Below are 19852 nucleotides of genomic sequence, written 5' to 3'. Positions count from 1 at the left end.
GTCGGGGGTGCCCGCCCCCGCCCCGCCGGCCGCACAGATGCCGGTCCAGCCGGCACAACCCCAGCCGGCACAACCCCAGCCCGCACAACCCCAGCCGGCACAACCCCAGCCCGCACAGCCCGGTCCGGCCGGGCTCATCGACCCGATCATCACCGGCGCATTGGAAGCGCTGCGATGAGCCGGGACAGCCGCAGCCGCCGGCCGGCCAAACCCGCGCAGCCGAGCGCATCGCGGCGTAACCGCAAGGCCGGGACCGCCGTTACCGGCGTGCGGAAGGCCGACGCCGCCAAGAAGACCCGGGGGACCGAGTCGGCGGCGACGTCCACGACCGCGGTGGGCCGCTCCGCGCGCAGCCGTCGCACCCGGCAGGCCGAACCGGTCGGCGCCGCCACCGCGGCCTTCTCCTTCCGGCACCGGGTCGGCAGCGCCATCATCTTCCTGGTGCTCGCGGTCGCCGCCACCCAGCTGTTCGTCCTGCAGGTCCCGCGCGCCGCCGGGTTGCGTGCCGAGGCGGCCGGGCAGCTCAAGGTCACCGACAAGGAACAGGCGTTGCGCGGCAGCATCGTCGACCGCAACGACAAGAAGCTGGCGTTCACGATCGAGGCGCGGGCGTTGACCTTCCAGCCGGTCCGGGTCCGCAAACAACTCGCCGAGGCCAAGCAGAAGGACCCCACCGCCACCGACCCGCAACAACGGCTGCGGGAGATCGCCCAGGGCGTCGCCGGAATGCTGCACAACAAACCCGACAGCGGCACGCTGCTGACCAAGCTGCGCAGCGACGAGACGTTCGTCTACCTCGCCCGCGCGGTCGACCCGGCCGTCGCCGCCGCGATCAGCGATGAGTTCCCCGAGGTCGGCTCCGAACGCCAGGACCTGCGCCAGTACCCGGGCGGATCGCTGGCCGCCAACATCATCGGGGGCATCGACTGGGACGGCCACGGCCTCCTCGGGCTCGAGGACGCGATGGACGCCGTGCTCGCCGGCACCGACGGCTCGGTCACCTACGACCGCGGCTCCGACGGCGTGGTGATCCCGGGCAGCTACCGCAACCGGCACCGCGCGGTGGACGGCGCGACCGTGCAGCTCACCCTCGACGACGACATCCAGTTCTACGTCCAGCAGCAGGTGCAGCAGGCCAAGAACCTGTCCGGCGCCAACAACGTCTCCGCGGTGGTGCTCGACGCCAAAACCGGTGAGGTGCTGGCGATGGCCAACGACAACACCTTCGACCCGTCCCAGGACATCGGCCGCCAGGGCGACCGGCAGTTGGGCAACCCTGCGGTCTCCTCGCCGTTCGAACCCGGCTCGGTGGCCAAGGTGATCACCGCCTCGTCGGTCATCGAGAACAACCTGAGCAACCCCGACGAGGTGCTGCACGTGCCCGGTTCGATCGACATGGGCGGGGTAACCGTCCGGGACGCCTGGAACCACGGTGTGGCGCCGTACACCACCACCGGGGTGTTCGGGAAGTCCTCCAACGTCGGCACCCTGATGCTCGCCCAGCGGGTCGGGCCGGAGCGCTGGTTCGAGATGGCCCGCAAGTTCGGCCTCGGGCAGCGCAGCGGGGTGGGCCTGCCGGGGGAGAGCGCCGGGCTGGTTCCGCCGATCGACCAGTGGTCGGGCAGCTCGTTCGCGAACCTGCCCATCGGGCAAGGTCTCTCGATGACCCTGCTGCAGATGACGAGCATGTTCCAGACGCTCGCCAACGACGGTGTCCGCATCCCGCCGCGGATCGTGAAGTCCACCACCGCCGCCGACGGCACCCGCACCGACGAACCGCGCCCCGACGGGGTCCGGGTGGTCTCGGCCGACACCGCCAAGACCGTCCGCAACATGCTGCGCGCCGTCGTCCAGCACGACCCGATGGGCTATCAGCAGGGCACCGGGCCGCAGGCCGCGGTCGAGGGCTACCAGATCGCGGGCAAGACCGGCACCGCCCAGCAGATCAACCCCGACTGCGGCTGCTACTTCGACGACGTCTACTGGATCACGTTCGCCGGGATGGCCACCGTCGACAACCCGCGCTACGTGATCGGGCTGATGATGGACAACCCGCACCGCGCCGCCGACGGCTCACCGGGCAGCTCCGCCGCCCCGCTCTTCCACAACATCGCCGCCTGGCTGCTGCAACGGGAGAACGCACCGCTGTCGCCGGACCCCGGTCCGCCGCTGACCCTGGAGGCCCTCTAACCGCGGTGACCCGCGCCGGCGCCCGAGCCGGCCTGGATACAGTGTCAGAGCCTGGCAGCACGGCGCGGACGGAGGTGATCGACGTGTCCACCGGTCCGCGCCCCGGCAGCGGCACCGCGGTCGGGCTGGCCGCGTTGGCCGACCAGGCCGGTGCGGTGCCCGCGGCGGGCAGCACGATCGCCGACCTGCCGATCACCGGGGTGACCCTGCGCGCCCAGGACTGCCGCCCCGGCGACCTGTTCGCCGCCCTGCCCGGCGCCAGCACCCACGGCTCCCGCTACGCCGCCGATGCGATCGCCAACGGGGCGGCCGCCCTCCTCACCGACGCCGCGGGCGTCGCCGCGCTCACCGCCGACCGGGTGACGGTGCCGCTGCTGGTCCACCCCGACCCGCGCGCGGTACTCGGGGCGCTGGCGGCCACCGTCTACGGGCGGCCGGCCGAGCGGATCCCGGTCATCGGCATCACCGGCACCTCCGGCAAGACCACCGTCAGCTACCTGGTCGAGGCCGGGTTGCGCGCGGCAGGCCGGGCGGTCGGGCTGATCGGCACCGTCGGGGTCCGCATCGACGGCGCCGCGGTGCCCAGCGCACTGACCACTCCGGAGGCGCCTGCCGTGCAGGCGCTGCTCGCGCTGATGGTCGAGCGCGGGGTCGACGCGGCGGTGATGGAGGTCTCCAGCCACGCCCTCAGCCTGGGCCGGGTCGACGGGGTCCGGTTCGCGGTCGGCGCGTTCACCAACCTCTCCCGCGACCACCTGGACTTCCATCCCAGCATGGCCGACTACTTCGAGGCCAAGGCGCGGCTGTTCGACCCCGCCTCACCGCTGCACGCGGCCGCCACCGTGATCTGCGTCGACGACGAGGCCGGGAGCGCCATGGCGGCGCGTGCGGACGACCCGGTCACCGTCAGCGCCGCGGGCCGGCCCGCCGACTGGACGGCCGGGTCGGTGCGGCTGCTGCCGCAGGGCGGCAGCGAGTTCACCGCGACCGATCCCGCCGGCGTCGGGCACCGGGTCGCCATCCGGTTGCCCGGCGACTACAACGTCGCCAACTGCCTGCTCGCGCTGGCCGTCCTGGACCGCGTCGGCGTCTCACCCGAACAGGCCGCGCCCGGACTGCGGGACGCCCGGGTACCCGGCCGCCTCGAGGCCGTCGACCGCGGCCAGGCCTTCCTGGCGCTGGTCGACTACGCCCACAAACCGGGTGCGCTGCGCGCGGTGCTGCAGACGCTGCGGCGGGCGTGCGCCACCCCCGGGGCGCGGTTGGCGGTGGTCTTCGGGGCCGGCGGAGACCGCGACCCGGGCAAGCGGCAACCGATGGGCCGGATCGCCGCCGAACTCGCCGACCTGGTCGTGGTCACCGACGACAACCCGCGCAGCGAGGACCCGGCCGCCATCCGGCGGGTGATCCTCGACGGCGCCGCCGCCGGGCCGGCCGAGGTGGTCGAGATCGGCGACCGGCGCGCGGCGATCGACCACGCCGTCGGCTGGGCGCGAACCGGCGACGTGGTCGTGGTGGCAGGCAAGGGCCACGAGAGCGGACAGACCGCCGGCGGGGTGACCCGGCCGTTCGACGACCGCCGGGAGTTGGCGGCGGCGTTGGAGGCGCTGGGGGGCCGGGGCTCATGATCGCGATGAGCCTGGCCCGCATCGCCGAGGTCGTCGGCGGACGCCTCGTCGACATCTCCGCCGGCGACGCCGAGGCGACCCGGGTCACCGGTGACGTCGAGTTCGACTCCCGCAAGATCGGCCCCGGCGGGCTGTTCCTGGCGTTGCCCGGCGCCCGCGTCGACGGCCATGACCACGCGGCCGCCGCGGTCGCCGCCGGGGCGGTCGCGGTGCTCGCCGCCCGCCCGGTCGGCGTTCCCGCCATCGTCGTCCCGCCCGCCGACCGGGGCGGCTCCGACCGGCAGGCCGGGGTGCTCGAGCACGACGCCGACGGCTCCGGCGCCGCGGTGTTGGCCGCCCTGGCCCGGCTGGCCGCCGCGGTCGCCGCCGAACTCGTCGCCGGCGGGCTGACGATCATCGGGATCACCGGCTCCTCGGGCAAGACCTCCACCAAAGACCTGCTGGCCGGGGTGCTGGCGCCGCTGGGCCGGGTCGTCGCCCCGCCCGGTTCGTTCAACAACGAACTCGGCCATCCCTGGACGGTGCTGCGCGCCACCGAGGACACCGACTTCCTGATCCTGGAGATGTCGGCGCGCCACCCCGGCAACATCGCCACGCTGGCCGCGATCGCGCCACCGCGGATCGCGGTCGTGCTCAACGTCGGCACCGCCCATCTCGGTGAGTTCGGCTCGCGTGAGGTCATTGCGTCGACCAAAGCCGAACTGCCCCAGGCTGTTCCGTCCGATGGGGTGGTGGTGCTCAACGTCGACGACTCCGCGGTCGCGGCCATGGCGGAGGTCACCGCGGCGCGGGTCGTGCGAGTCAGCCGCACCCCGCAAGCCGGCCCGGTTGCGGCCGACGTGTGGGCCGGACCGGTCGGCCTCGACGACCTGGCCCGGCCGCGGTTCACCCTGCACGCGGCCGGCACCGCCGTCGAGGTCACCCTGGGCGTGCACGGCGACCACCAGGTGAGCAACGCGCTGTGTGCGGCGGCCGTCGCCGTGGAATGCGGCGCCGAGCCCGCCGCGGTGGCCGCCGCTCTGGCGGCGGCCCGCCCGGTCTCGGCGCACCGGATGGCGGTGCACACCCGCGCCGACGGCGTCACCGTCATCGACGACGCCTACAACGCCAACCCCGACTCGATGCGCGCCGGACTGCAGGCGCTGGCCTGGATCGCCCGGGGCGACGGCGCCGCGCCGCGCCGCAGTTGGGCGGTGCTCGGCGAGATGGCCGAGCTCGGTGAGGACGCGATCACCGAACACGACCGCATCGGCCGGTTGGCGGTGCGCTTAGATGTCTCTCGACTTGTTGTCGTCGGAACCGGGAGGGCGATGGGCGCCATGCACCACGGAGCGGTCATGGAAGGGTCGTGGGGAGCGGAGTCGACCCAGGTGGCCGACGCCGACGCGGCGCTGGCGCTGCTGCGCGCCGAACTCCGGCCCGGCGACGCCGTCCTGGTCAAGGCCTCCAACGCGGCCGGTCTGGGCGCGCTGGCCGAGGCGCTGGTGGTCGACGGCGGCCCGGCGGGCGAGGACGGTCGGTCATGATCCAGATCCTGATCGCGGCCGGGGTGGCGCTGGCGGTGGCCATTCTGTTGACCCCGATGCTGATCCGGCTGTTCACCCGGCAGGGTTTCGGCCACGAGATCCGGGAGGACGGCCCGCCCAGCCACAAGACCAAACGCGGCACCCCCTCGATGGGCGGGGTGGCGATCGTGGCCGGCATCTGGGCCGGCTACCTGGTCGCCCACCTGGCCGGACTGTCCTACGGCGGCGGCGGGCCGTCGGCCTCCGGGCTGCTGGTGCTGGGTCTGGCCACCGCACTGGGCGTGGTCGGGTTCATCGACGACCTGATCAAGATCCGACGCGCCCGCAACCTCGGGCTGAATAAGACCACCAAGACCGTCGGGCAGGTCGGCGCCGCGATCGTCTTCGGGATACTGGTGCTGAAGTTCCGCAACCCGGCCGGGCTGACCCCCGGCAGCGCCCAGCTGTCCTACGTGCGCGACATCGCCACCGTCACCCTGCCGGTCATCGTGTTCGTGCTGTTCTGCGTGCTGCTGATCAGTGCGTGGTCCAACGCGGTCAACTTCACCGACGGCCTCGACGGGCTGGCCGCCGGCGCGATGGCGATGGTCAGCGCCGTCTACGTGCTGATCACCGTCTGGCAGCACCGCAACGCCTGCGCGATCACCCCCGAACTGGGCTGCTACAACGTCCGCGACCCACTGGACCTGGCCTTCGTCGCCGCGGCCACCGCGGGCGCCTGCATCGGGTTCCTGTGGTGGAACGCCGCCCCGGCGAAGATCTTCATGGGCGACACCGGCTCGCTGGCCCTCGGCGGGATCATCGCCGGGCTGTCGGTGACCAGCCGCACCGAGATCCTCGCGGTGGTGCTCGGCGCTCTGTTCGTCGCCGAGATCACCTCGGTGGTGGTGCAGATCCTGGCGTTCCGCACCACCGGGCGCCGGGTGTTCCGGATGGCGCCGTTCCACCACCACTTCGAACTGCTCGGCTGGGCCGAGACCACCGTGATCATCCGGTTCTGGCTGCTCACCGCCATCGCCTGCGGGCTGGGCGTGGCGCTGTTCTACGGCGAATGGTTTGCCACCGTCGGTGACTGAGAAGACGGCGCCACCGCTGGCGGCGGGCACCCCGGTGCTGGTCGCCGGTGCCGGTGTGACCGGGGCCGCCGTGCTGGCCGCGCTCGGACCGCTGCAGGTGCGCGCCACCCTCTGCGACGACCACAGCGCGGCGCTGCGCCGCCACGCCGACGCCGGTGTGCCCACGCTCACCGCCGCGCAGGCCGCCGCCCGCGTCGGCGAGTTCGCGCTGGTGATCACCAGCCCCGGCCTGCCGCCGAGCGCGCCGGTGCTGGTCGCTGCCGCCGCCGCGGGCGTGCCGGTCTGGGGCGACGTGGAGCTGGCCTGGCGGCTGGACACCGCCGGCGTCTATGGGCCGCCGCGGCGCTGGCTGGCGGTGACCGGCACCAACGGCAAGACCACCACCACCGCGATGCTGCACGCCATGCTCACCGCCGCCGGGCGCCGCGCGCTGGCCTGCGGCAACATCGGGGACCCGGTGCTCGACGTGCTCACCCGGCCGGCGGAGATGCTGGCCGTCGAGCTGTCCAGCTTCCAACTGCACTGGGCGCCGTCGCTGCGGCCGGAGGCCGGGGTGGTCCTCAACATCGCCGAAGACCACCTGGATTGGCACGGCACGCTGGAGGCCTACGCGGCAGCCAAGGCCCGGGCGCTGACCGGCCGGGTGGCGGTGGCCGGGGTCGACGACACCCGCGCCGCGGCGCTGCTGGCCGACGCGCCGGCGGCGGTGCGGGTCGGCTTCCGGCTCGGGGCGCCGGCGGCCGGCGAACTCGGCGTCGCCGACGGATGGCTGATCGACCGGGCGTTCGGCGACGCGCTCCCGCTCGCACCGGTGGACGCCATCGCGGTGCCCGGCCCGGTCGGGGTGCTCGACGCACTGGCCGCCGCGGCGCTGGCCCGCTCGGTCGACGTCCCGGCCGCCGCGATCGGCGCGGCGCTGCGCGGATTCCACGCCGCAGCCCATCGCGGTGCGGTGGTCGCGGTGGCCGACGGGGTTCGCTACGTCGACGACTCCAAGGCCACCAACCCGCATGCCGCGGAGGCCGCGGTGCTCGGCCACCCCCGGGTGGTCTGGGTGGCCGGTGGGCTGCTCAAGGGCGTCTCGGTCGATGCGACCGTGGCCCGGATCGCCCCGCGGCTGGCCGGGGCGGTGCTGCTCGGGCGGGATCGGGCCGAGGTTGCCAAGGCGTTATCACGACACGCGCCGGATGTGCCGGTCATCGAGGTCGTCACGGGGGAGGATGCTGATGTGCGTGATACTGGTGGGGTTCCTGTTGCAACTGTGACTCGAATGGTCGACGACTCCGGTGGCACGCTGGGCACCCGGGTGATGACCGCGGTCGTCGCGGCGGCCCGCGAGTTGGCCCGGCCCGGCGACACCGTGCTGCTGGCCCCGGCCGGGGCCTCGTTCGACCAGTTCACCGGCTACGCCGACCGGGGTGAGGCCTTCGCCGCCGCGGTCCGCGCCGCGACCGGTTAACCGACGGGGCCGCCATGCTGAACCTGCTCCGCCGCACCCGCACAGCGCAGGACACCGCGCACACCGAACCCGCCGAGGAGACCGACCCGGCCGGCACCGCCGTCGTACCCGCCGGCCGGGCCCGGCTGCAGGCCCTGGCCGCCCGCACCCGCTTCGGCACCTGGCTGGGCCGGCCGATGACCTCGTTCCACCTGGTCATCGCGGTCGCCGCGCTGCTGACCACGCTGGGCCTGATCATGGTGCTGTCGGCCTCCGGGGTGCAGTCCTACAGCTCCGACGGCTCGCCGTGGACGATCTTCGGCTGGCAGGTGGTGTGGACCCTGGTCGGCCTGACCGCGTTCTACATCGCGCTGCGCACCCCGGTCTGGCTGATGCGCCGCACCGCGTTCAGCGCGTTCGTGGTCAGCCTGCTGCTGCTGGTGCTGGTGCTGGTCCCCGGTATCGGCACCGTCGCCAACGGGTCACGCGGCTGGTTCGTCATCGCCGGGCTGTCCATGCAGCCCTCCGAGCTCACCAAGATCGCCTTCCTGGTCTGGGGCGCACACCTGCTGGCCACCCGGCGCATGGAGCGCGCGTCGCTGACCGAGATGCTGGTGCCGCTGGTGCCCGGGGCGGTGCTGGCGATGGGACTGATCCTCGCCGAGCCCGACCTCGGCCAGACCGTCTCGGTGGGCATCATCCTGCTGGCCCTGCTCTGGTACGCCGGGCTGCCGCTGCGCGTGTTCGTCAGCTCGCTGACCGCGATCATGGCCGCCGCAGCGGTGCTCGCCGTCACCGAGGGCTACCGCAGCGACCGGGTCCGGTCCTGGCTGGACCCCGGCGCCGACCCGCAGGACGCCGGCTACCAGGCGCGTCAGGCCAAACTGGCGCTGGCCAACGGCGGGTTCCTCGGCGAGGGCCTCGGTCAGGGCACCGCGAAGTACAACTACCTGCCGCACGCCCACAACGACTTCATCTTCGCCATCGTCGGGGAGGAGTTGGGCTTCATCGGCGCGTTCGGTCTGCTGCTGCTGTTCGGGCTGTTCGCCTACACCGGGATGCGCATCGCGCGCCGCTCGGTCGACCCGTTCCTGCGGCTGCTGACCGCCGCCACCACGATGTGGATGCTCAGCCAGGTCTTCATCAACGTCGGCTATGTGGTCGGGTTGCTGCCGGTGACCGGGTTGCAGCTTCCGTTGATCTCCTCCGGCGGCACGTCGGCGGCCACCACGTTGCTGATGATCGGCATCATGGCCAACGCCGCGCGCCATGAACCCGAGGCGGTCGCCGCGCTGCGCGCCGGCCGCAGCGACCGGGTCAACCGCATGCTGCGGCTCCCGCTGCCCGCGCCCTACGTTCCCAGCCGTGCCGAGGCGCTGCGCGACCGGCTGCGTTCCCGGCCCGAACCGGCCGCCCGCAAACCGCGCCGCGCCGAGCGCCGCCCGCAGCCGGCGCGCAAACCGCCGGCGACGACCACCCGTAACCGCGCCGCGGCGGGCAAATCCCGCACCGCGGGCCGCCCCGCCCGACGGGCCGGGCATCATGGAGGGGGTCAGCGCTACGCTGACCAGCGTCGCGCCCGCGGTGGGCGCTCACCGGCACTGGAAGGTCATCGTTACGGGTGAACGACTCGGTCTCACAGTCAGCCGACCGCTCCCTCTCGGTGGTGCTGGCCGGTGGCGGAACGGCCGGCCACGTCGAACCCGCGATGGCGGTCGCCGACGCGTTGCGGGCACAGGACCCGTCCGTGCGGATCACCGCGTTGGGCACCGCCCGCGGTCTGGAGACTCGTCTGGTCCCCGAGCGGGGTTACCGGCTGGAGCTGATCACCCCGGTTCCGTTGCCGCGCAAGCTCAACGCCGACCTGATGCGGCTGCCGCCGCGGGTCCGACGCGCCGTCGCCGAGACCCGCGCGGTGTTCGAGGACGTTGACGCCGACGTGGTGGTCGGGTTCGGCGGTTATGTGGCACTGCCGGCCTACCTGGCCGCCCGGGGGCGGCGCCGGCGACGCGTCCCGGTGGTGATCCACGAGGCCAACGCCCGGGCCGGCCTGGCCAACCGGGTCGGCGCCCGCGGCGCCCGGCGGGTGCTGGCCGCGGTGCCCGACTCGGGGCTGCGCGCCGCCGAGGTGATCGGCATCCCGGTGCGCTCGGCGATCACCGACCTGGACCGGGCCGCCGAGCGGGCCGGGGCGCGCGCCCACTTCGGTTTCGCCGACGACGCCCGGGTGCTGCTGGTCTTCGGCGGCTCGCAGGGGGCGGCCTCGATCAACCGCGCGGTCGCCGGCGCGGCCGCCGACCTGGCCGCGGCCGGGATCTCGGTGCTGCACGCCCACGGCGCCAAGAACACCCTGGACCTGCGTGACCCGGCACCGGGTGACCCGCCGTACCTGGCGCTGCCGTACCTGGACCGGATGGATCTGGCCTACGCGGCGGCCGACCTGGCGATCTGCCGCTCCGGGGCGATGACGGTCGCCGAGGTGTCGGCGGTGGGGCTGCCCGCGGTGTATGTGCCGTTGCCGATCGGCAACGGCGAACAGCGGCTCAACGCGCTGCCCGTCGTCGAGGCGGGTGGGGGAGTGCTGGTCGCCGACGCCGACCTGACACCGGAGTGGGTCGGCCGGACGGTGACCGGGCTGCTCGGCGATGACACCGGGCTGGCGGCGATGACCGCGGCCGCCGCGCGGGTCGGCAATCGCGACGCCGCGGCCCACTTGGCCCGGGTTGCGCTGGAGGTGGCCCGGGAGAGCCGGGCGGGGCGCCGATGAACCCGGATAGCCTGCCGGCGGAGCTGCAGCGCGTCCACATGGTCGGCATCGGCGGCGCCGGGATGTCCGGGATCGCCCGGATCCTGCTGGATCGCGGCGGCCGGGTGTCCGGTTCGGACGCGAAGGAGTCCGCCGGGGTGCGGGCGTTGCAGGCCCGCGGCGCCAAGATCCGCATCGGCCACGACGCGTCGGCGCTCGACCTGCTCGACGGGGGAGCGAGCGCGGTCATCACCACCCACGCGGCCATCCCGAAGACCAACCCGGAGCTGGTCGAGGCGCGCCGCCGGGGCCTGCCGGTGCTGCTGCGCCCGACGGTGCTGGCCGCCCTGATGGCCGGGCGCACCACCGTGCTGGTCACCGGCACCCACGGCAAGACCTCGACCACCTCGATGCTGGTGGTCGCGCTGCAGCACTGCGGACTGGACCCGTCGTTCGCGGTCGGCGGGGAATTGGGCGAGGCGGGCACCAACGCCCATCACGGCACCGGGGCCAGCTTCGTCGCCGAAGCCGACGAGAGCGACGGCTCCCTGCTGGAGTACCGCCCCGACGTCGCGGTCATCACCAACATCGAATCCGACCACCTCGACTTCTTCGGCAGCGAGGAGGCTTACACCGCGGTGTTCGACACCTTCGCCGGCCGTCTCGCCCCGGGCGGGGCGCTGGTGGTCTGCGTCGACGACCCGGGGGCTGCCGCATACGCCGAGCGGGTTGCCGCGCAAGGGATCCGAGTGCTCACCTACGGCAGCGGCGGCACCGGCCTGGCCGGCACGCTGCTGTCCTGGGAGCAGCACGACACCGGTGCGCACGCCGCGGTGCACCTGGCCGGGGAGGCCGCGCCGCGCACCATGACCCTGTCGGTACCCGGTCGGCACATGGCGCTCAACGCGCTCGGCGCACTGCTGGCCGCCGTCGAGATCGGTGTCGGCCCGCAGGCGGCGCTGGACGGGCTCGCCGCGTTCGAGGGCGTGCGCCGCCGTTTCGACCTGGTCGGCAACGCCGGTGCGGTGCGGGTGTTCGACGACTACGCCCATCACCCCACCGAGGTCGCCGCCACCCTGGCCGCGGCACGCACCATGGTCGAGCAAGCCGGGACCGGGCGGTTGCTGGCGGTGTTCCAACCGCACCTGTACTCCCGGACCCGGGATCTGGCCCCACAGTTCGGCGCCGCACTCAGCGCCGCCGACCGGGTTTTCGTCCTCGACGTCTACGGCGCGCGCGAACAGCCGCTGCCCGGCATCAGCGGGGCCACCATCGCCGAACGGGTCAGCGCGCCGGTGCGTTATCTGCCCGACTTCTCCGCGGCCGCGGCCACGGTGGCCGCCGCTGCCGGCCCCGGCGACATCATCATCACGATGGGCGCCGGGGACATCACGCTGCTCGGTCCGGAGATCGTGGCCGCACTGACGGCGCGCGCCGGGGGTGATGCGGTGGGGCAGCCGTGAGCGAGCAGGACCGCGCCCCCGACCCGGACGCCGCACCGGAGCACTCGGAGTCACCGGAGCCCACCCCGGAGGCAGCGGCGGACGGGGTGGCCGACGAGGCGGCCGAGGCGCCGCCCCAACCCGGTGACGAGGACTTCGAGGGGCCGCGTCGCCGGGCCCGCCGCGAGCGCGCCGAGCGTCGCGCGGCGCAGGACCGTGCCCGTGCCATCGAGGAGGCGCGGCGGGAGGCCAAACGTCGGCTGCGGGCGCCGGCGGAGACCAAATCGGTGTCCCGCGGCGCGGTGCGCGGCCTGAAACTGCTGGTGACCGGCGTGCTGGCGGTGGTGGCCGTGGTCGGGTTGGGCCTGCTGCTGTATTTCACACCGGTGATGTCGGTGCGCAACGTCGTGGTCACCGGTCTGGCCGCGGTCACCGAGCAGGAGGTGCTCGACGCGGTCGCGGTGGCGCCGGGCACCCCGTTGTTGCAGGTCCACACCGACCGGGTCGCCGACCGGGTCGCCACGATCCGGCGGGTGGCCAGTGCCCGGGTCCAGCGTCAGTACCCGTCGACGTTGCGGGTGACGATCGTGGAACGAGTGCCGGTGGCGGTGAAGGACTTCCCCGACGGTCCGCACCTGTTCGACCGGGACGGGGTGGACTTCGCCACCGGTCCGCCGCCGCCGGCGTTGCCTTACCTCGACGTGGAGCACCCCGGACCGGCGGACCCGCCCACCCGTGCCGCGCTGGCGGTGCTGGTGGCGTTGCGGCCCGAGGTGGTCAGCCAGGTCGGCCAGATCGCCGCGCCGTCGGTGGCGTCGATCACCCTGACCCTCGGCGACGGTCGGGTCGTGGTGTGGGGGACCGCCGACCGGACCCAGGAGAAAGCCGACAAACTGGCCGCTCTGCTGACCCAACCGGGTCAGATCTACGACGTCTCCAGCCCGGATCTGCCCACCGTCCGCTGACCCGCCCGGGCAGCCCGGAGAAAATTCGCGGGCGACGCACCGGCGCGCCTGCCCGGTAACCCGCCGTCGCGGCCCTACCGTTCTGTTTGCACGGAACTACTTGACATAACTCTAAGCCTCTGGTTGAGGTTGAGGGTTTGCCCGGCGGTTTCGGACCAGACAAACCCGTCAGGGAGGAAGACCAATGATGACCCCCCCACACAACTACCTTGCCGTCATCAAAGTGGTGGGCATCGGTGGTGGCGGCGTCAACGCCGTGAACCGGATGATCGAGCAGGGCCTCAAGGGTGTGGAGTTCATCGCGATCAACACCGACGCGCAGGCCCTGCTGATGAGCGACGCGGACGTCAAACTCGACGTCGGCCGGGAGTCCACCCGCGGGCTCGGCGCGGGCGCGGACCCCGAGGTGGGACGTAAGGCCGCCGAGGACGCCAAGGACGAGATCGAGGAGCTGCTGCGCGGCGCCGACATGGTGTTCGTCACCGCCGGGGAGGGCGGCGGCACCGGGACCGGCGGGGCCCCGGTGGTCGCCTCGATCGCCCGCAAGCTGGGCGCGCTGACCGTCGGCGTGGTCACCCGGCCGTTCTCCTTCGAGGGCAAGCGGCGCAGCAAGCAGGCCGAGACCGGCATCACCGAATTGCGGGAGAGCTGCGACACCCTGATCGTCATCCCCAACGACCGGTTGTTGCAGATGGGCGATGCCGCGATCTCGCTGATGGACGCCTTCCGCAGCGCCGACGAGGTGCTGCTCAACGGTGTGCAGGGCATCACCGACCTGATCACCACGCCGGGGCTGATCAACGTCGACTTCGCCGACGTGAAGGGCGTGATGAGCGGCGCGGGCACCGCCCTGATGGGCATCGGCTCGGCCCGCGGCGACGGCCGCGCGCTCAAGGCCGCCGAGGTCGCCATCAACTCCCCGCTGCTGGAGGCCTCGATGGAGGGTGCCCAGGGCGTGCTGATGTCCATCGCCGGCGGCAGCGACCTGGGCCTGTTCGAGATCAACGAGGCCGCCTCGCTGGTGCAGGACTCCGCCCACCAGGAAGCCAACATCATCTTCGGCACCGTCATCGACGACTCGCTCGGCGACGAGGTGCGCGTCACCGTGATCGCGGCGGGCTTCGACGCCAGCGGCCCCAGCCGCAAACCCCTGATCGGGACGAACGAGCCGGCGGCAGGCGGCTCGGGGCAGTCCATCGCCCCGGGACAGGCCGGCAAGGTCTCCTCGTCGGTGTTCGAACCGGCCGACGCGGCGAGCATCCCGGCGCCCACCAACGGTGCCACGGTCAGCGTGGGCGGCGGCGGCGACGATGACGACGACGTCGACGTGCCGCCGTTCATGCGGCGCTGACCCGCAGCGCCGATGAGCGTGCGCATCCGCCGGGTGACCACCACCCGCGCGGGCGGTGTCTCGGCCCCGCCCTACGACAGCTTCAACCTCGGCGACCACGTCGGCGACGACCCGGCGGCCGTCGCCGCCAACCGGGCTCGGCTGGCCGCGGCGACCGGGTTGACCGCCGACCGGGTGGTGTGGATGGACCAGGTGCACAGTGCGCACGTCGCGGTGGTCGACGGGCCGCGCGACACCGCGGTGGCCGACACCGACGCATTGGTCACCGCCACGCCGCGACTGGCGCTGGCGGTGGTGACCGCCGACTGCGTGCCGGTGCTGTTGGCCGATGCCCGGGCCGGGGTGGTGGCCGCCGTGCACGCCGGTCGGGTCGGTGCCCAACACGGCGTGGTCGCCAACGCGGTGGGCGCGATGACCGACGCGGGCGCCCACGTCGACGACATCTCGGCCTGGCTGGGCCCGGCGGTCAGCGGCGCCAACTACGAGGTGCCTGCCGCGATGGCCGACGAGGTGGAGAAAGCCCTGCCGGGCAGCCGGACCGCCACCTCCGCGGGAACCCCGGGACTGGACCTACGGGCCGGAATCGCTTGTCAACTCCGCACATTGGGGGTGACGGCCATCGACGCCGACCCGCGCTGCACGGTCGACGACCCGGCGCTGTTCAGCCACCGCCGCGACGCCCCGACCGGACGGCTGGCCTCGTTGGTGTGGATGGAACCGGGCCGGTGACCGGGGAAATCCGGTGAAACCCCGATGATTCTCCGCGCGTGTCGATACCGCGTTAGCCGCTACCGGCCGGTTACGGTCACGGTGAATCGTCACTCTAGTCACATCTTCATCACCGACACCACAGCTTGAGAAGGGCCCCGCGATGAGCACACTCCACAAGGTCAAGGCCTACTTCGGTATGGCGCCCATGGAGGACTACGACGACGAGTACTACGACGACGAGGACCGTGCCCCATCGCGCGGGTACGGCCGTCGGGCCGAGCACCGGTTCCCCGACGACGAGTACGACCGCTTCGAGCGCGACTATGACGACCCGCGCGGCCCGCGCCCCGACCACGACGAGTTCGCGGGGGGCGGCTACCGCGGCGGCTTCGCCGACGGGCCGGCCTTCCGGCCGCGGGAGTTCGAGCGCCCGCACGACATGGGCCGCAGCCGGTTCGGCTCGCTGCGCGGTGCCCCCACCCGCGGTGCCCTGGCGATGGACCCGCGCCGGATGGCGATGCTGTTCGAAGAGGGCAGCCCGCTGTCGAAGATCACCACGCTGCGCCCGAAGGACTACAGCGAGGCGCGCACCATCGGCGAACGGTTCCGCGACGGCACCCCGGTGATCATGGACCTGGTGTCGATGGACAACGCCGACGCCAAGCGCCTGGTCGATTTCGCCGCCGGTCTGGCGTTCGCGCTGCGCGGTTCCTTCGACAAGGTGGCCACCAAGGTGTTCCTGCTCTCGCCGGCCGACGTCGACGTCACCCCCGAGGAACGCCGCCGCATCGCCGAGACCGGTTTCTACGCCTACCAGTAGTCGGCCCCGCGGCGCGGCCGCGGCGACTCGACTCGGTAGGCTGAGGAGCGTCCTGCTGACCCCGGTCAGCGCTGTCGGTTGTTCATCGGTGAGGTCGGTTTAGTGGCGCTGTTCTTCGGGATTCTCGGCTTCGCACTGTTCTTGTTCTGGCTGCTGCTGATCGCGCGGATCGTCATCGAGTTCGTGCGCTCGTTCAGCCGGGACTGGCACCCGCGCGGCGCCACGGTGGTGGTCCTCGAGGCGATCATGACCGTCACCGATCCACCGGTGAAACTGTTGCGCCGGCTGATCCCGCAGTTGACCGTCGGTTCGGTGCGCATCGACCTGTCGATCATGGTGCTGCTCCTGGTCGCCTTCTTCGGCATGGAATTGGCGTTCAACCAGGCGGCCCGTTAGCCGTCGAACCGGGACTGCGCCGGGCGTTGGCAAATATGTGAAAAACGCTCTTAATAATCGGCCCCAGCGGCAATCGGAGCGTCAGTTGTGACAGGATGGACGCCAGTTACAGTACGGTAGCGTATCGTCCAGCACGAACGATCTGATCGGTCCGACGGTCCAGAGTTGAGGGGTTAGACCATGCCGCTGACACCAGCCGACGTGCACAATGTGGCATTCAGCAAGCCGCCCATCGGCAAACGCGGATACAACGAAGATGAAGTCGACGCCTTCCTCGATCTGGTCGAAGCCGAGCTGGCGCGGCTGCTCGAGGAGAACTCCGATCTGCGTCAGCGGGTCAGCGAACTCGACGGCGAACTCGCGTCGGCACGTTCCAGCGGCGCCGTCCAACCCGCGCCGGCCGCCCCGGTCTACCAGGCGCCCGAGCCGCAGCCCGAACCCGAGCCGGTCCGCTCTGCGGCCGCCTCCGAGGAGCAGCACCTCAAGGCCGCCCGGGTGCTCAGCCTCGCCCAGGACACCGCGGACCGGTTGACCAACACCGCCCGCGCCGAGTCCGAGAAGCTGATGTCGGACGCGCGGACCAACGCCGACCAGATCCTCACCGAGGCCCGCCAGACCGCGGAGACCACGGTCACCGAGGCCCGGCAGCGTGCCGACGCGATGCTGGCCGACGCCCAGACCCGCTCGGAGGCCCAGCTGCGGCAGGCCCAGGAGAAGGCCGATGCGTTGCAGTCCGACGCCGAGCGCAAGCACGCCGAGATCATGGGCACCATCAACCAGCAGCGCACGGTCCTGGAGGGCCGCCTCGAGCAACTGCGCACCTTCGAGCGGGAGTACCGCACCCGGCTCAAGACCTACCTGGAGTCCCAGCTCGAGGAGCTCGGGCAGCGCGGCTCGGCTGCGCCGGTCGACGCGAACGCCGGTGACAGCGGCGGCTTCACCCAGTACAACCGGGGCGGGAACTGACCCGAGGGTCGGCTCACCCGGTTCAGCGAGCGCGACACGGCTGGAGGTAAGCGGTGCTGATCATTGCACTGGTCCTGGCGGTGATTGGTCTGGCGGCGTTGGTGTTCGCCGTGGTGACCAGCAACGCCGTGGTGGCCTGGGTCTGTATCGGCGCCAGCCTGCTCGGGGTGCTGCTGCTCACCGCCGACGCGGTGCGTGACCGTCGTCGCCGCGCCGGCAGCACCGCGGAGGACGAACACCCCGACATCTCCGATGCGGACGCCGACGAGGAACTCGACGACGGGGGTCTCGACGACGGGGGTCTCGACGACGATGACCTCGCGGATTCGGATGCGGCGGAGGACGTCACCGACTCGGATGACGGCGCCGACCTCGAGGACGGCACGGCCGACAGCGACGCGGCCGGCACCGTCTCCACCGATAGCGCTGAGACCGATAGCGCCGAGACCGACGCCGACGAGACCGACGGCGACAAGTAAAACCCAAGCGCCGCTTCACGATCAGCCCGCCATCAGGCGGCGAACCTCCTCGTCGTCGACCTGGGTGAAATCGGTGTAGGCCTGGCCGACGGCCTCGAAACCGGCCGGCGTGCTCACGCACACCACGTCGTCGGCCGCGCCGCCGAGATCGCGATCGACCGAGGGCGGCGCCACCGGAACCGCCACGACGATCGCGGCCGGACCGGCCGCCCGCACCGCCTGCACCGCGACCCGCATGCTCGCCCCGGTGGCGATCCCGTCATCGATCAGCAGCACGGTCTTACCCCGCGGGTCGGCCGGCGGGCGATCGCCGCGATACGCCGTCTCCCGGCGCCGCAACTCCGCGGTCTCCTTGGCGATGACGGCGTCGAGCTGATCGCGGCGCACCGCCGCACTGGCGATCACGGTGTCGTTGAGCACCACCGCGCCGCCGCTGGCCAGCGCCCCCATCGCCAGCTCGGGCCAATGCGGCACCCCGAGTTTGCGCACCACGAACACATCCAGCGGTGCACCGAGCGCCGCGGCGACCTCCCAGGCCACCGGCACCCCGCCGCGCGCCAGGCCCAACACCAGCAGGTCGTCGCGGCCGCGGTAGGCGGCCAACCGCTCGGCCAGCGCCCGGCCGGCGTGCCGGCGGTCGGAGAAGGTGCGGGTCACAGACGTCCTCGGCTTCGGTCACTCCGGATGGTCGATGGCCCCATCGTAGGATCCGGTGGGCCGATGGAAGCGGCTATCGGCCAGGCCGGTCGGGGCGGGCTCATCCGACACGAGGAGGCGGGCATGACGCGACGGATCGTGATCGTCGGCGCCGGGATCGCGGGCCTGGCGACCGCGATCGGCCTGCAGCGGCGCGGTCATGAGGTCACCGTCGTCGAGCGGCGCACCGACACCTCGACCGGCGCGGGCATCAGCATCTGGCCCAACGCCCTGGCCGCCCTGGATCTGCTCGGCGTCGGAGACGCGGTGCGCGGGGCGGGTGGCCGGATCACCGCAGGCGCGGTGCGCTGGCACGACGGGTCCTGGATCCGCCGCCCTGCGCCGGACCGGATCGTCCGGGCGCTCGGTGAGCCCCTGGTGGTCGTGCAGCGTCGGGTGCTGCGCGACATCCTCACCGATGCACTGGCGGCGGGGACCGTGGAGTACGGGATCGACGTCACCGGGCTGACGACCACAACCGCCGACGGCGTGCGGCTTGGGTTCTCGAACGGATCGGAGCGAACCGTCGATGCGGTCATCGGCGCCGACGGTACGAATTCGATTGTGGCGCAACATCTCAACGGCCCACTCCGGCAACGCTACACGGGCTACACCGCGTGGCGTGGTATCGCCTGCCACGCCATGGATCCGGAGTTGTCCGGGTTGACGCTGGGGCCCGGCGTTGAAACCGGTCACGTACCGCTGGGGTCGGACCTGACCTACTGGTTCACGACGCAGCGGACACCCGAGGGGGCGCGGGCGTCGGACGGCGAGTTGGACTACCTGCGCCGCGAATACGCCCGGTGGGCCGAGCCGTTCCCGGACCTGCTCGCGGCCAGCGCGCCGCAGGACGTGTTGCGCGACGACCTCTACGACCGTCCGACCGCGCGGCACTGGGCGCACGGGCCGGTGGTGCTGGTCGGGGACGCGGCACACCCGATGCGCCCGCATCTCGGGCAGGGCGGCTGCCAGGGGGTGGAGGATGCCGCGATCCTGGCCGCGTGCGTCGACGCCGCCGCCGACCTGCCGTCGGCGTTCGTCGGGTTCGCCGCCGCCCGCAGGCCACGGTTACGACGGCTGGTGCGGGAGTCGGCGGGTATCGGCAGGGTGCTCAACGCGCGTCCCGGCTTCCTGGGTGCCGCGCTGGCCCGCGCGAGCGTGTTGATTCCCGAGGCGGTCGTGATGCGGCACCTGGCCGCGGTCGCCGGGCGTTCGGCCTTCGTATCGCCGACCGGTCCCTGACCTGTCCTCGACCGAGTCGGGGCCGGCCCCGGCCGGGGCAGAGAACCCGAAACAGCACCGCGCGCGCCTGGCGATCTGTCACCTATGACGCGACTCATCACATTGAATCCCCCCGGCGTGTCCGGAGACTTTCTAGGTTGAGACTCCGGCGGCTGCCGGGGTCTGGTGGTGAGCGTAGTG

17 protein-coding genes are annotated in these 19852 nt (G+C 72.6%); 16 read left to right on the top strand and 1 reads right to left on the bottom strand.

Annotated elements, in window-relative coordinates; translation table 11 throughout:
* The first annotated feature begins 174 nt into the window (after positions 1-174).
* The 15 genes from AWC30_RS00095 to AWC30_RS00025 all read left to right on the top strand — a co-directional run bounded on the left by AWC30_RS00095 (position 175) and on the right by AWC30_RS00025 (position 17734).
* Positions 175-2190, top strand: a complete 2016-nt coding sequence (locus AWC30_RS00095; protein ID WP_085107165.1) for a peptidoglycan D,D-transpeptidase FtsI family protein — start codon at positions 175-177, stop codon at positions 2188-2190.
* Positions 2191-2273: 83 nt separating this feature from the next.
* Positions 2274-3818 (top strand): UDP-N-acetylmuramoyl-L-alanyl-D-glutamate--2,6-diaminopimelate ligase, encoded by a 1545-nt coding sequence (locus AWC30_RS00090; RefSeq protein ID WP_109561859.1) that lies wholly within the window; start codon positions 2274-2276, stop codon positions 3816-3818.
* A complete protein-coding gene (locus AWC30_RS00085; RefSeq protein WP_085107163.1) occupies positions 3815-5344 on the top strand; it encodes a UDP-N-acetylmuramoyl-tripeptide--D-alanyl-D-alanine ligase in 1530 nt (509 codons plus the stop codon). Before AWC30_RS00090 ends, AWC30_RS00085 begins: the two co-directional genes overlap by 4 nt.
* Complete coding sequence (gene mraY / locus AWC30_RS00080; protein WP_085107161.1) at positions 5341-6420, top strand: phospho-N-acetylmuramoyl-pentapeptide-transferase; 1080 nt, start codon at positions 5341-5343, stop codon at positions 6418-6420. Before AWC30_RS00085 ends, mraY begins: the two co-directional genes overlap by 4 nt.
* The gene (gene murD / locus AWC30_RS00075) at positions 6413-7879 is read left to right on the top strand and encodes a UDP-N-acetylmuramoyl-L-alanine--D-glutamate ligase (RefSeq protein WP_234807875.1); all 1467 of its coding nucleotides are present in this window, start codon (positions 6413-6415) and stop codon (positions 7877-7879) included. The genes mraY and murD overlap by 8 nt, the downstream gene beginning before the upstream one ends.
* A gap of 14 nt (positions 7880-7893) precedes the next feature.
* Positions 7894-9483, top strand: coding sequence for a putative lipid II flippase FtsW (ftsW, locus tag AWC30_RS00070; RefSeq protein ID WP_085107159.1), 1590 nt, complete (start codon positions 7894-7896; stop codon positions 9481-9483).
* A complete protein-coding gene (gene murG, locus AWC30_RS00065) occupies positions 9480-10625 on the top strand; it encodes an undecaprenyldiphospho-muramoylpentapeptide beta-N-acetylglucosaminyltransferase (protein ID WP_085107157.1) in 1146 nt (381 codons plus the stop codon). Before ftsW ends, murG begins: the two co-directional genes overlap by 4 nt.
* Positions 10622-12067, top strand: a complete 1446-nt coding sequence (murC, locus tag AWC30_RS00060) for a UDP-N-acetylmuramate--L-alanine ligase (RefSeq protein WP_085107156.1) — start codon at positions 10622-10624, stop codon at positions 12065-12067. The genes murG and murC overlap by 4 nt, the downstream gene beginning before the upstream one ends.
* Positions 12068-12153: 86 nt before the next feature.
* Positions 12154-13011 (top strand): cell division protein FtsQ/DivIB, encoded by an 858-nt coding sequence (locus AWC30_RS00055; protein ID WP_234807876.1) that lies wholly within the window; start codon positions 12154-12156, stop codon positions 13009-13011.
* Positions 13012-13198: 187 nt separating this feature from the next.
* Positions 13199-14362 carry a cell division protein FtsZ gene (ftsZ, locus tag AWC30_RS00050; RefSeq protein ID WP_085107169.1) on the top strand — a complete coding sequence of 388 codons (1164 nt, stop codon included), beginning with the start codon at positions 13199-13201 and terminating at the stop codon, positions 14360-14362.
* 12 nt (positions 14363-14374) lie between these two features.
* A complete protein-coding gene (gene pgeF / locus AWC30_RS00045) occupies positions 14375-15091 on the top strand; it encodes a peptidoglycan editing factor PgeF (RefSeq protein ID WP_085107152.1) in 717 nt (238 codons plus the stop codon).
* 142 nt (positions 15092-15233) lie between these two features.
* Positions 15234-15893 (top strand): cell division protein SepF, encoded by a 660-nt coding sequence (locus AWC30_RS00040; RefSeq protein WP_085107150.1) that lies wholly within the window; start codon positions 15234-15236, stop codon positions 15891-15893.
* A 102-nt stretch (positions 15894-15995) separates the two neighbouring features.
* Positions 15996-16289 carry a YggT family protein gene (locus tag AWC30_RS00035; protein ID WP_085107148.1) on the top strand — a complete coding sequence of 98 codons (294 nt, stop codon included), beginning with the start codon at positions 15996-15998 and terminating at the stop codon, positions 16287-16289.
* Positions 16290-16469: 180 nt separating this feature from the next.
* Positions 16470-17255: a DivIVA-like cell division protein Wag31 gene (gene wag31, locus AWC30_RS00030; RefSeq protein ID WP_085107146.1), complete on the top strand. Its 786-nt coding sequence runs from the start codon at positions 16470-16472 to the stop codon at positions 17253-17255.
* A 53-nt stretch (positions 17256-17308) separates the two neighbouring features.
* On the top strand, positions 17309-17734 hold the full coding sequence (locus AWC30_RS00025) for a hypothetical protein (protein WP_085107144.1): 426 nt from the start codon (positions 17309-17311) through the stop codon (positions 17732-17734).
* Between the two features lie 21 nt (positions 17735-17755).
* Here the strand turns inward: AWC30_RS00025 and AWC30_RS00020 are convergent, their stop codons facing one another.
* Positions 17756-18391, bottom strand: a complete 636-nt coding sequence (locus AWC30_RS00020) for a phosphoribosyltransferase (protein WP_085107142.1) — start codon at positions 18389-18391, stop codon at positions 17756-17758.
* A gap of 123 nt (positions 18392-18514) precedes the next feature.
* On the opposite strand from AWC30_RS00020, the gene AWC30_RS00015 reads away from it, so the two are divergent.
* The gene (locus AWC30_RS00015; protein ID WP_085107167.1) at positions 18515-19672 is read left to right on the top strand and encodes an FAD-dependent oxidoreductase; all 1158 of its coding nucleotides are present in this window, start codon (positions 18515-18517) and stop codon (positions 19670-19672) included.
* Positions 19673-19852: the final 180 nt, after the last annotated feature.

This window comes from Mycolicibacillus trivialis, assembly GCF_002102395.1.
GTDB classification, from domain to species: Bacteria; Actinomycetota; Actinomycetes; order Mycobacteriales; family Mycobacteriaceae; genus Mycobacterium; species Mycobacterium triviale.
This window is presented reverse-complemented; position numbering and strand designations above follow the sequence as displayed.